Origin of the sequence: Bacillus sp. FJAT-26390 (genome assembly GCF_001682865.1) — a bacterium.
In the GTDB taxonomy this organism is placed as follows: Bacteria; Bacillota; Bacilli; order Paenibacillales; family Paenibacillaceae; genus Pristimantibacillus.
In genome coordinates, this window is sequence record NZ_MAQX01000022.1 from 308,330 (window position 1) to 321,293 (window position 12,964).

Sequence of the window (12,964 nt, forward strand, 5' to 3'; positions counted from 1 at the left end):
TCGCAGGTCTTGTGACCATGAAGACAACCCTTTGTTATGCAGAATGGGGACTTGATCTTATTGCTTTATTTGATGAGCCCGGTGCCTTCAATTATGATGTTCGCATGTACAACGAATTTGATCGTTGGATAAATCTTCTGCCATTGTTTCCATGCATCCTTGCCGGGATGTGTGGCACGATAACGAAGCCCAAATCCAACGGGATCAACGCCTGCCTTTTGGATTTTTCGCAGAAGGGCCACGCAGGATTTGGCATATTCCTCGCTTAGCTTTTTTTCGATGGGTCTCCATTGATCATTGTAAATCCCTTTTGGAGCTTCCTCGAATACAACCTTCATTTTGATATCCATCATAACCGTTTCTTCGCCATCATGCTTCCCGATGCGATACTTAGAGTGAATTTCTGTCAGAGCAACGACAAGATCCATTCCTTGAAACATGCCATGCATGGATGACTTTGTGAAATCGCTGGCTAGCTGATTGTAGAGCTGGGATTCCGCAGGAGTGAGCATGAGCTTAACCCGTTTCTTATTCAGCAGCGCCGTCCGATTGATTACGTAGCTTTCCCGTTTATCTTTGGCGATAACAGGCATCAATGGGTCGAGTCCCTGCTCCGAGGCCCGCCTTGAGAAATCCGATAACGATTCCACGTAAGTGTAGGATGATTCGGTGCCGTCGGAGCCGAAGCTAAGAAACAGCGTATTGCCTGGATAGCGCTCGGAGACCGGCTTCACTTTAAGCAGGCTCTCAGCGTCCGGTTTGCCTATTGCGATATCGGCTACGCTTTGGATATCTCTTCTTCTTGTCATCCATTCCAGCAGGTTCTGATAGTCTTGCCGTGCCAGCTTCTCGCCAATAAGGAATACTTTGCAATGCCCGAAATCGAGCTCTTTGTCTACATAGGCTTTCATCATTCGGACGCCCTCGGCAACACTTTGGGTATCAATCGTTTCTATTTGCGTTTTCGATGCGCCCGGCTCGATTTTCGGCGAGGGTACGGCAAGCTGAAGCGTGAGGCGATACGGTTTTTTTTCGTTTTCGGATAAATCAATGCCAAGCGCGACGACAAAAAAACGTTTGTCGATGTCCTTGAAGCCGCATCCGCTGATAAGCAAACCAAATACGGCAATCGTCAGGATAGCTCGAATTGCGCTGCTCATGCCGCTTTGGACCCCTTTCGACTCAAGACGAATACCCATACAACGATAAGGGCTTCAACAAACATGCGGAGCACAAGCCAATAAGTTGTAATAAACACATTCATCTTCTCGTTAGTCAGCACAAGATAAAGGATCGTAAGCGCTGCGAAAATGCTGGCGATCACGTAGTTGGATGCCGGCGTTTTTGGACTGTCGATTTCCGGCTTATAGTTTTTGAAGCAGCTTTTAATAAATTCCATCGCTTGATGCCAGCCGGCCATCGTATAAATGAGCGTCAAATTTAAAAAAACAATAAGAAAAAGAAACAATACGCGCTCAATGAACCCATACTGCATGAGCATGGAGTCGGCGGTAACGCTCCAAATATAAATATATTGGTTAACGCCTTCCGTACCGTGAAATCCGATCGGGACAAAAAACGTAATAAGCAAAATTACGCTACCGAAGACCGGGTATATCCAGCGGAATTTGAAGCGGAAGTTTGGCGAAAAGAGCCTATTAAATATGGATAGATTAATATATCCGGTAAAAATAAAAGAAGCAGCCGCAACGGAGGTCAAGGTGGGCATATGGGTGACGTAATTGGCGACGACTCGAATGGCATCCCAATTTAATTGAGGACTCCTCACCGCCTTGAACAAAATAAAGATAATGATCGGCGCGTTGACGATAAGCCCGATCTCGATGACAAATATGACGGAGAGCGTGGAACGGGTCGCCGCGTAACCGCACGCAAGAATTAGCATAACCAAAATAACGATCGTGTTCGCATCGGGATTAAAAAACCGATTGATGACCATGGCGTAGGCGATAACAACGATCGACGTTCCCATCCACCACATCATGGCAAAAGAGTACATGGAGATGACGACGAGCCACTTAGGGCAATGCTGCTTTAATATTTCCGGCAAGCCCTTGCCGGGAAACCTAGCCATGGCGCTCGTGTACATATAGACCAGAATCGTGCCGATGACAATGCCGACAGGGATAGAAGCTACAGCACCGTTATAACGGGCCTGAATTAAAATATGCGGAACGAACAGCATCAAGTTAATGAAGCTGACGAGTATGAAATTGTAAAAGACATACCGATTCACTTGATTTTCACCTGCCCGACATCGCCTTCTAATGGCCTTAATTTTCCGAATATACGCATATACGGTTTTCCGAAGCTTCTAAGATTGCAAAGATAAGTGAGATAGATGAACATACCGACCGCAACGCCTGTGATGCCAAAAAAAATGGAGACGGCGATGAGCGGATATTTCAAAAAACGGACTGCAAACGAAAGCGAATTTACGGGAATGACGAAATTGGATATCGCAACGACCGAGGTCACGATGATCATGATGCTGCTCACGAGACCAGCCTGCTGCGCAGCTTGTCCGAGAATAAGCCCTCCTACGGTTGTAGCTGTAGAACCTATGTAACGCGGCAAGCGGATGCTGGCCTCAATGAGCGTCTCGATCATGAAGAGCATAATAAACACTTCAACAAACGAGGGGTATGGAACGGCAGAGCGGCTGCCCGCAATGGAGAAGGCAAGCTGCACGCGAAAAAGCTCCGGGTTGTAGGAGACGACCGAGATATAGAGCGCCGGCAGCGTGATCGTCAGCACAATGGAGGCGTATCTTAGAAAGATAAGAAAACGGGTCATCCAATACGCGTCGTAATCATCCTCCATCGCATGCATGAAATCGAAAAAGGTAGCAGGCAAAATGATCGCGAACATATTTCCTTTTAGGAGAATAATGATTTTACCTTTGGACAACGCTTTGGTTATTCGGTCTGGACGTTCCGTTATAAGAAGCGTAGGAAACAAATGCTTGCGTTTGCCGACGAGAAGCTTCTCCAAATCCCCGGCCGCTTGGAGCATTTCCACATTAATTGTCGTGAGTTTCGTACGTAGGCTTTCGAGCACGGTAGGATCGACCCGGCGCTGATCGTACAGGGCGAACACGGGCGTCTTGGACAAAGAGCCAATCGTATGCTCCTCTACGGACAGATCCGGAGACGGATACATGCTGCGGACCAGGTTGAGCGAAATATTTATATTTTCACTCAGCGCGAGCTGAGGACCTTGAATGGCGCTCTCTACCTGCGTTTGCGGGTTTTCAATGCTGATGATGCGGGCAACCTCGAACGAGTAAATGGTGCAATTCGCTTCAATCAGCACATTGCCGCGAAGCAGAAGCTCCTGCCATCTTGCGACGTCCTCTATTACCCGGTAATCGGGGTTCGTGTTTAATTGATTCTGGAACGAATATTCCTCTTTCGTGAAAGGGACGATGATGAAATCGCTTATTTTCTTTTCTTCGCATAGAGGTGCAATATAAGCGATCTCAATGGTCATTTCGCTATTTTGCAACGTTTCCAGCTTGATATCGATTGCTTCGGCGAACAATAAGCGAATGCGTTCTATCATGGCGATACCCCCTTCTTTAAGATGATCAAAATCGGCCGACCAACCGGATGAACTTCCATAGTTTACACTAAAAGCCAAAAACTATGCCTGAGGGAAACTGTTTTGCGAGCGGGATGGAATTCAAGTACAATTAATCCAATATCTATTTTTGCTAGGCGCATGTTCATGACGAAGGAGAGCAATATATGAAACCATGGTACGAACAGAGCTTTGGCTCCGATTATATGCTCGTTTATAAACATCGCAATTATGAGGATGCAAATAAAGAGGTTCGTAAAATGATCGCATGGCTGAAGCTGAAAGAGGGCGCCAACGTGCTGGATATTGGCTGCGGAATGGGCAGGCATGCGCTTGCGCTCGCTGACTTCGGCTACACGGTGACGGGGATGGATTTGTCGCCTATTTTGCTGGAGGAAGCCGACCGCCACGACGGGAGCGGGCTTGTAAAGTGGGTGCAGGGCGATATGCGCGAGCTGCCGTTCGAGGAAGGCTGCTTTGATGCAACGGTCAATTTATTTACTTCCTTCGGTTACTTTACTGCGGAAGAGGACAATGTGAGCGTTATAAGGCATATCCGGAGAGTGCTGCGCACCGGCGGCTCGTTTCTGATTGATTTCCTTAATCCTACTTATGTGGAACAAACGTTAGTGCCTTATTCGGAGCGAAGGGATGAGGAGTGCGGCGTACTTATAGAAGAGGTTCGATCCATTCGCGACGGGTGGGTGCAAAAAGAGATTACGGTGTCCAGTTCCCAGTCGAATGACGAGCCAAGGCAGTATTTGGAGCGTGTAAGGCTGTACGATCTCGGTTGGTTCGATAAGCATCTTGCGGCTTGCGGCCTTGACATGGAGCAGCTGTACGGCAATTACAATGGGTCAGCTTACGATTCGGCAACCTCCCCACGCATGATTATGGCAGGAAGGGCGAAATGATAATGACAAAGCACAATAGCATAACAAGCTTGACGGAACAAGCTTTGCATACAATAGGCTGGCAGGAGGGATGGCTGCAGGTTAAGGTGCCCGTCCCGTTCTCGCTGAAATGGGTGAATAGTTACCTGATTCCCGAAGATCGAGGCTTCACGCTAATTGATCCAGGGCTGCGGACCGATGAAGCCATTCAGGTGTGGGAGGAGGTTCTGCAGCAGCAGGGCTTGCAGTGGAACGCCATTACGCGGATAGTCCTGACGCATCAGCATCCCGATCATTACGGACTAGCTGGTTACGTGCAGGAAAGAAGCGGTGCTCCTGTGTTTATGACCCGTGAAGCGCATGCCTATGCGCTGCGGTTATGGGGAGACAATAGCGATTTCTCCCAGCAGCTGCTAACGCTGTACGCTGAGCACGGTATGCCGGCGGAGCTGAGGGAGGCTATTGCGGAAAATTTGGAAACGTTTGTGAGCATGGTATCGCCGCAGCCCGAGGTAACCTATTTCGAGGCTGGAAGCAATATCATGCTCGGCGGACGAAGCTGGCTCTTAATCGACGCGCCCGGACATGCGAGAGGGCAGGTCTGCTTCTATCAGAAGGAGCGGCAATGGATGCTGTGCGGCGATCAGGTGCTGCCTCATATTACACCGAACGTAAGCGTCGTGCCTGGCGAGGATGGCGATCCGTTAGCGGATTTTTTGAACAGCTTGGAGGAGCTAAGGTCATTTGAGGTTAAGCTTGCGTTCCCGGGGCATCGTGACCCATTCCCTGATTTTGGCGGAAGGATCGTGGAGCTGCAGCAGCATCACGTTCGCAGGCTGGACAAGATGGCGGCCATGCTAGCCGAAGAGCCCCGCTCCGCTTATGGCATGTGCGAGGCATTATTCGGCAGTCGGCTCAGCGGCAACGCCCACCAATTGCGATTCGCGATGTCGGAGACGCTTGCTCATTTGGTTCATTTGGAGCGGAAAGCTAGAATCGCTTCCGCTGCCGTGGATGGCATCTATCGTTACGCGGCGCTCACGCCTTAGCGGTCGCGGAACTCCTGCGGCGTAATCCCATAACGATCCTTGAACACCTTGATGAAATAGCTCGTTTTCAAATAACCGACCTTAGCCGCAATTTCGTAAATTTTGTCCGGTGTCGTACGGAGCATATGCGCTGCCGTCTCCATTTTTAAACGGGATAAATAATCGCTGATGCCCTCGCCTGTCTCCAGCTTGTAAATCTTCGACAAATAGGACGGATTCAAAAAAACATGGGAGGCGATCGATTGCAGCGATGCGTCCTCCAAATGGCTTGCAACATATTCCTGAACCTTCTGAACCGTAGTCGAACGAGAATGCTGCACCTTGCTGCTCATATGGCTTCGGTAGGCATCAAGCACAGCCGTCGTCCAAGAGCGGAGCTGCTTAATCGTATGAAAGTGGGGGCCGCTCAGCAGCTGGTTGAACTCGGCGCCCATAATATCTGCCATCCAAAGCTTGTTTTTGTGAATCGAGAAGCTAAGCGAGCTTGCAATCATGAAGTAAGTCTCCAATATATGCTCATGCGATTCGCCCCATTTCACCTCTAGCTCTTCAAAGACAAGTGCCAGCTTCTCCGCGATTACGTCCCATTGTCCAGCCTCGAGCAAATGAATAAGCAGCGGCGGATTGTACAAATGGGAGAGAGAATTCGCTTCCCCGTGCTGCGCTTCCTCCGTCAAGGTCAACAGAAAACCGCGCTCGCTGCCAATCCGGTGCCTAAAGCTGACGAGCGAGAAATCGTAAGTCTCGCGCATCTCGAGCGGGAATGAATCCTGCTTCGTAAGGACAAGCGATACCGTTCCCTTTAAGTAAAGCTTCACGTAATGCTGAAACTGAGCCGCTTTTTGCTCAATAAGATGCAAAAGCTGCGATTGCTCATGGCGGCTGCTTTCTTTGCTCATAATGAGAAAAACAAAATAGCCATGCTCATCCTTCGTATGCCAAAGCCGGTATTCTTCCGAGAAGATTTCCTCCGCGATATTGCACACCGCATATTCAAGTAAGGCGCCGTCCCGTTCGGTCTGCTCGTCAAAATAATCCTCCATGCGCAGCAGCATCAATCCGTATGGCTCGCGCTGCCGAAAGGAAAGATCGAGCATGTCGAGCCGCTCCTTAAGCTTAGCTTCGCTATAGGCTTGGCCTTGCAGAAGGGAGAGCAGCAGATGATTTCGCAAAATAGGCAAATTATCTTTCAAGGAGGTTAGCGCGCTTTGATGCGAGCTGATTTCATTCCAGTGCTCCTCCAGTTGCGAGGCGGCCTTTTTGACCGCAAGCAGCAGCTCCTCATCCTCGGCGGGCTTTAGCAAGTAATCGCTGGCTTGATGCTGAAGCGCTTTTTGGGCGTATTCAAAATCATTGTAGCCGGACAATAATATGCATTTCACATTGCTCCACGAATCCCGAATTTGCTCGATCAAATCAAGTCCGGACAGTCCAGGCATATGGATGTCCGTAATGACGATATCGATCGGGGTGGCGTTCATGATCTCAAGCGCTTCCTGCCCGGAATGCGCTTGATAGACCGAAGCGATGCCGACCGTACCCCAAGGCAAATTGCTTGCCAAATCCTCTACGAGATCTGGTTGATCGTCTACGATTAACAATTGATACATGATGAACAGCTCCTATATTTTAATCTAGGTGGAGTAATTTTCGTGGGGCCAAGTGAGATAAACGGCGACCCCGCCCTCGGCTCGAATGCGGAAGCTGATCGAAGCTTCCGGGCCGAACTGGAACAGCATGCGCTGACGGATGTTCCAAAGCGCGCAGCCGCTCGTATCGTCGGGCGGATTTATAATTTTTTTCTCCAGTTTCCGCAGCTCTTCCTCCGTCATTCCAATACCGTTATCCTCCACAATAATCGTATGATAGCGGTCATTGCTCTCGCCGGAAATCGTAATCAGGCCGTCACCGTCAAAGCGTTCAATTCCGTGCAAAACGGCATTCTCGATAATAGGCTGAAGCAGCAGGCGCGGAATTTGGGAATGCTGCATCACCTCGGGAACCTCAATGCGATAAGAGAGATGCTGAATGTGGAATTGCTGGATTTCCAAATAGCTTTCAACGAGCTGCAGCTCCTCCTTAACGGTAGCCGTCAGCTTCTCGACCCGCGTCGTATAACGGTAGTAGGTAGATAAATGCATAGCGAGCCGCATGACGGATTCCTTCTTGCCAAGCCTTGCAAGACTTCGGATAAGCGCGAAGCAATTGTATAAAAAATGCGGGTTGATTTGCGATTGCAGCTGCTTCACGTTCGCCTCGCGCCGCCTAAGCTCCTCGACATAAACCTTCTGTATAAGCTGCTCGGTATTGGCGGCCATATCATTGAAGCGCTGAAACAAATACGTAAATTCATTTCTTGGATTAGCGGTTATCCGCGTCGAATAATTGCCTTCTTGAAGCCGCTTGACGCTGCGGACCAGCAGGCCGATTGGGCGCTGGACGTTGCGGTAAAGCAAATATCCGGCAAGGAGGCTCATGATAAGCAGCAATCCGACGGAGCCGTAAAATAAATTTTGGCTTTTGACGATAGGCTTCAGCACATTCGCAATCGGCACATAGTCAACCAAATACCAATCCAGCGTTTTGACATGGGCGGAGGTGACGAGAAAATCATTGCCGCTGATCGTGACGATCTGGTTGGATGCCTCTTGGACCGTCTTTTGCTGGATCAGCGCCTTGATGCTGTCTGTCATTTCTTTGTCTGATGTCCGGTTTTTAATGGTGCGCCCATCCGCATGCACGAGAAAGGGATCACCCTTGCCGGCTAATTTAAACGTGTCCAAATCTTTGATCAAATGCTCCTCCGGAAAAGAGATTTCGACGATGATGCCGGCTTTATCTAAATTGGTCGTTTTGCTTTTGGGCTTGACGATATGGCGGACGAACCGGTTTTGTTTCATGCTCTGGATCGTCATCTCTTCGTATTTCCAAGAGGGGGTAAATATTTTTTTGATCGAATCGAGATCGTAGGACAGGTATGTATTCGTAGAAACGAGCTGCTTGCTGGCCGGAGCCGTGATGCTATACTGCGTATCCCAGCGCTGCGCGACGTTAAGCAGCCGCAGCCGCTCGAGAATGCGCAGCTTCTCGTCATTGCGCTGGTAGGCGCTTTCAATAAGATGCAAATTTTGCAGCTGCTGAATATGAATATCCTCGCTGAGCAGCGAGCCAAGCGTTGAGAGCGTAGTCACGCTCTTGTCGATTTCACTGGCAAGAAACGTAATGTCCTTCTGCTTGAGCGACGTCATTTCTTCCTTGATGACGCCGATGCTCGTCCGAATAGAAAGCGTATACAAAACGATGATCGGGATGAGTAAAAGAACGATTAGCGTGATCATTTTGGCAAACGTGTTTTCTCGTAAGCGCATGCTGGAATCCTCTCTTTTTGTGAAAATAATGATACATAAGTCTACAAAATGGCATGCTTCCAAAGATCGTGGTCTATAGAACAGGAGAGACTGCTGATAAAATTAATCATACAGGAGAGCTGATAAAACACAAATCAAATTTTGTTTGGAAAGGGGCAGAACAGTGGAAAGTGCGCTAAAAAAACCGCTGCAGGAAGAAACAAAACAAACACGAAAAAAGGATAATGGATCAAGAGAAATATTTAGCCGCACTTGGCCCTTGCATCTCATGCTGCTGCCAGCAGCCATTATTACGTTCATATTCGCCTATGTGCCGATGAGCGGATTAATTATGGCGTTTCAGGATTTTAAGCCCTATAACGGCATTTTTCACTCGAAGCTCGTTGGGCTGGAGCATTTCCGCTTTATGTTCGAGTATCCGGACAGCAAGCAGGTCATCCTGAACACCTTAATTATATCCGGTCTAAAAATCGTATTCGGATTAGTGGTGCCGTTTACGTTTGCGATTTTGCTAAATGAGATTCGCAAAATGCTGTTCAAGCGAGTCGTTCAAACGCTCGTATACTTGCCGCACTTTATATCATGGGTCATTCTCGGCGCGATCCTGACCGATATGCTCGGCAGCAAAGGAATCGTGAATCAGCTGCTCAACAACCTTGGGCTGGAGTCGGTATTTTGGCTTGGCGATGGCAATTGGTTCCGCTTCACCGTAGTCGTCAGCGATATTTGGCAGAACTTCGGCTTTAACACGATCGTGTTTCTAGCTGCCCTCTCCGGCGTGAATCCTTCTCTTTACGAGGCGGCGGAGGTAGACGGGGCAACGCGCTGGAAGCAGACGCTGCACATTACGGTGCCTTCGATGATACCGATTGCCGTTGTGGTAGGGACGTTGTCGCTCGGCAATATTTTGAACGGCGGCTTCGATCAAATTTTCAACCTATACAATGCGCTTGTCTACGATAAGGGCGATATCATCGATACGTTCGTTTATCGCACTGCGATCTTGAATGGGCAATACAGCTTCGGAACGGCAGTCGGATTGTTCAAATCCATTATCGGTTTGGTTATGATCGTGTTCTCTTACCGAATGGCTTACAAATACGCTGGATACCGAATTTTCTAGGGGAACGGAGGAAGGAGAGAGAGCATGTATCACAAAACATCAGGGTATAAAGTCTTTTCGGTTTTTAATTATATTTTGCTTGCCGTCATTTGCGTGTCCTGCGTTATTCCGCTCGTCCATATTCTCGCGGTTAGCTTAAGCGCAAGCTCGCCGGCTAACGCCAATCTGGTCAAGCTGTGGCCGATCGGGTTCAACTTTGACGCTTATGCGAAAACGCTTAATAACGATAACTTTCATAATGCGCTGTTCGTTGGGCTTCAGCGTACGGCGCTTGGCACAATCGTCGGCATGTCGCTGATGATTCTTGCAGGCTACGCGTTATCCAAGGATGGACGGGTGTTTAAAAGCCGTTCGGTCTATACCTGGTACTTCCTCTTTACGATGCTGTTCAGCGGAGGCATTGTCCCTTCGTACATGCTTATCCGCAATTTGGATTTGATGAACTCGATATGGGCGCTCGTTCTTCCGGGGGCGATCAACGTATTTAATATGGTGCTGCTTATGAACTTCTTCCGGGCAGTGCCTAAGGAGCTGGAGGAGGCGTCGCTGATGGATGGAGCGGGGCAATTCCGAACGCTTTGGAGTATCTTTTTGCCCATATCGATGCCTGCGCTCGCCACAATATCATTATTTACAATGGTTACACACTGGAATTCATGGTTTGATGGTCTGCTGTATATTACAGATTATAGAAAATATCCTTTATCAACCTTTTTGCAAACGATTATTGTACAGCAGGATTTTAATAAAATAAATCCCGACGTCAATGAGCTGAAGCATATTTCCCAGCGTACTGTAAAATCTGCACAAATCTTCATCGGAACGCTGCCGATCCTGCTTGTATACCCATTTTTACAGCGATATTTCGTAAAAGGCATTATAATGGGAGCCGTAAAGGAATAGCGCAAGAAAAAGGCATCAATAACAAAATAATGGTCTTTCGGTGCTTGAAGCCGGGTTGTATGATTGGAAACAAGCGGTATGACAAATATCGTAATTAATAACAAAATATAACTTACGGGGGTAAAGGCATGAAGAAATGGCTTTCGGTCTTATTGGTACTATCATTTATGCTCGCAATCGCAGCTTGTTCCGGCAATAGTGCTAACAAGGGAACAAACAATGCGAGCGCAACAAACAAAGCGAGCAACGAGCCAGCCAAGGTTGAGGGAAGCACCGACGGCTTTGAGAATGGGAAGTACGCTACACCAGTTACTTTAACGACGGTTTGGGGACTTAACCAAAACGGCTCCATCTTCAAAGAAGGCGAATCAATTGAAGACAACGTGCATACCCGCCTGGTCAAAGAAAGACTTGGCATCGATATCAAGTACAACTGGGTTGTAACAAATACGAACGACGCCTACAAAACAAAGCTGCGCCTCATGTTGTCATCGGGCGAGGAAATGCCGGATGTCGTTACTTACCGCGGCGATATGGAAACGGTGAATATGTTGATCGACTCCGGACAATTTATGCCGGTTGGCGATTTGGTCGACAAATATGCGAATGATACTTACAAAGCGGGCTTGGATCTTGATCCAACGATCTGGCTGCCGATTACCCGTAATGGCGAGAAAATGGCATTGCCGATTCTAGATTACGCTTACAATGCGGACCATGTGATGTGGATTCGTGAGGATTGGCTGCAAAAGCTTAATCTGAAAGCGCCAACGACGCTTGCAGAGATGGAAACGGTTATGGATGCATTCGTGAAAAATGATCCGGATGGCGACGGCAAGCCGAACACGCTTGGACTTGCAACCGGCTTCAAAAACGGATTCGCTAACTGGATGACGGACATCGGCTTCATCTTTGGCGCTCACGGCACGATGCCTGGTCAATGGAATTTGACAGCAGATGGAACGCTCGAGCATGGCTCTATCAATCCTGCTGCCAAAAACGCATTGTCCAAATTGAAGGAATGGCTCGATAAAGGCTACATTTCGCAAGATTCTGCATTGCTTGATGAAACAACTGGCTCCGAGCTGTTTACAAAAGGCGAAGCGGGCATTATGTTTGGACCTAACTGGCTTCCAGCATGGCCATTCCCGGATCTGCTTAACAACGTTCCTGCCGCAAAATACAAAGCTTATCCGGTTCCTGCCGGTCCAGATGGCAAAATCGGCTCCGCAGGCGGCAACCCGCCGGCTAACGGTTATGTATTCGTAAACAAAAAAGCAAAAAACCCAGAAGCGATTGTACACTACTATAACTGGTTCTTCGATAATATGGCGAACCCGCAGCCAGGCAGCGAATTCGAGAAGGGCTTCGCAGAAGGCTATGACTATGCAACGCTTCCTGACGGTTCGATTACAGCAGATATCGGGAAATATCCGGATCTGTTCCCAGGCCTTAAGGATCAAACAGCACCGCCGCTATTCTACACGCTGACTTTTGAAGGCGCTCGTATCCCAACTTTATATGCAGAAACGCATGTTAAGCTTGCTGGCGGCGCAGAGCCGGTAACGCCTTACGAGAAGCAAGAATTTAATACTCGCCTGAAAGAGAATACCGATGCGATGAAGGTTGTTATGGACCAAAAAGATATCCGTATGAAAAACTACTATATGGGTCCATTGACTGAAACGATGCAAAGTAAAAACGAGCTTCTGAACAAGCTGCTTAACGAAACGTTCAATAAGATCGTATACGGCCAACAGCCGGTAGATACGTTCGATACGATGGTTGACAATTGGAAAAAATCAGGCGGCGAGCAAATTACGAAGGAAGTTAACGATTGGTACAACAGCGTTAAATAAACACTTTTATCGGAAGGGGCCTCTTGTAAAGGAAGCCCCTGAACAGACTAAGCAAGCAGCCTGTCACGTTGCAGTTTCATCATGAGCTGTAAGGAGCAGGCTGTTTTTTTGAGAGGATAAGTAAGCGTTATCATTCGTATGAAATCCATTTGGGAAGGAAGTAGGA

The 12,964-nt window shown here is 48.3% G+C and carries 10 protein-coding genes; 5 read left to right on the plus strand and 5 right to left on the minus strand.

Annotated elements, in window-relative coordinates:
- Positions 1 to 65 precede the first annotated feature (65 nt).
- Genes A7975_RS18580 through A7975_RS18590 form a run of 3 tightly spaced genes read right to left on the minus strand, consistent with a single transcriptional unit; the run spans position 66 to position 3,585 of the window.
- Entirely contained in the window at positions 66 to 1,160 is a 1,095-nt protein-coding gene (locus A7975_RS18580) for a Ger(x)C family spore germination protein (RefSeq protein ID WP_053374739.1), read from the minus strand.
- Positions 1,157 to 2,257, minus strand: a complete 1,101-nt coding sequence (locus A7975_RS18585; protein ID WP_065386093.1) for a GerAB/ArcD/ProY family transporter — start codon at positions 2,255 to 2,257, stop codon at positions 1,157 to 1,159. The genes A7975_RS18580 and A7975_RS18585 overlap by 4 nt, the downstream gene beginning before the upstream one ends.
- A complete protein-coding gene (locus tag A7975_RS18590) occupies positions 2,254 to 3,585 on the minus strand; it encodes a spore germination protein (RefSeq protein ID WP_053374741.1) in 1,332 nt (443 codons plus the stop codon). Before A7975_RS18590 ends, A7975_RS18585 begins: the two co-directional genes overlap by 4 nt.
- A gap of 185 nt (positions 3,586 to 3,770) precedes the next feature.
- On the opposite strand from A7975_RS18590, the gene A7975_RS18595 reads away from it, so the two are divergent.
- Both A7975_RS18595 and A7975_RS18600 read left to right on the plus strand, forming a co-directional pair.
- The gene (locus tag A7975_RS18595) at positions 3,771 to 4,517 is read left to right on the plus strand and encodes a class I SAM-dependent methyltransferase (protein ID WP_053374742.1); all 747 of its coding nucleotides are present in this window, start codon (positions 3,771 to 3,773) and stop codon (positions 4,515 to 4,517) included.
- A gap of 2 nt (positions 4,518 to 4,519) precedes the next feature.
- Positions 4,520 to 5,545 (plus strand): MBL fold metallo-hydrolase, encoded by a 1,026-nt coding sequence (locus tag A7975_RS18600; protein ID WP_065386094.1) that lies wholly within the window; start codon positions 4,520 to 4,522, stop codon positions 5,543 to 5,545.
- On the opposite strand, the gene A7975_RS18605 is transcribed toward A7975_RS18600, so the two are convergent.
- Positions 5,542 to 7,155 (minus strand): response regulator, encoded by a 1,614-nt coding sequence (locus A7975_RS18605; protein WP_065386095.1) that lies wholly within the window; start codon positions 7,153 to 7,155, stop codon positions 5,542 to 5,544. The two genes, A7975_RS18600 and A7975_RS18605, sit on opposite strands and share 4 nt — an antisense overlap.
- Positions 7,156 to 7,179: 24 nt before the next feature.
- Positions 7,180 to 8,913 carry a sensor histidine kinase gene (locus A7975_RS18610; protein WP_065386096.1) on the minus strand — a complete coding sequence of 578 codons (1,734 nt, stop codon included), beginning with the start codon at positions 8,911 to 8,913 and terminating at the stop codon, positions 7,180 to 7,182.
- Positions 8,914 to 9,181: 268 nt separating this feature from the next.
- Between A7975_RS18610 and A7975_RS18615 the strand changes: the two genes are divergently transcribed.
- The 3 genes from A7975_RS18615 (at position 9,182) to A7975_RS18625 (ending at position 12,798) form a co-directional block, all read left to right on the plus strand.
- Positions 9,182 to 10,036: an ABC transporter permease gene (locus A7975_RS18615; RefSeq protein ID WP_065386396.1), complete on the plus strand. Its 855-nt coding sequence runs from the start codon at positions 9,182 to 9,184 to the stop codon at positions 10,034 to 10,036.
- A 24-nt stretch (positions 10,037 to 10,060) separates the two neighbouring features.
- The gene (locus A7975_RS18620; RefSeq protein WP_065386097.1) at positions 10,061 to 10,939 is read left to right on the plus strand and encodes a carbohydrate ABC transporter permease; all 879 of its coding nucleotides are present in this window, start codon (positions 10,061 to 10,063) and stop codon (positions 10,937 to 10,939) included.
- Positions 10,940 to 11,067: 128 nt separating this feature from the next.
- Positions 11,068 to 12,798, plus strand: coding sequence for an extracellular solute-binding protein (locus A7975_RS18625; RefSeq protein WP_065386098.1), 1,731 nt, complete (start codon positions 11,068 to 11,070; stop codon positions 12,796 to 12,798).
- Positions 12,799 to 12,964: the final 166 nt, after the last annotated feature.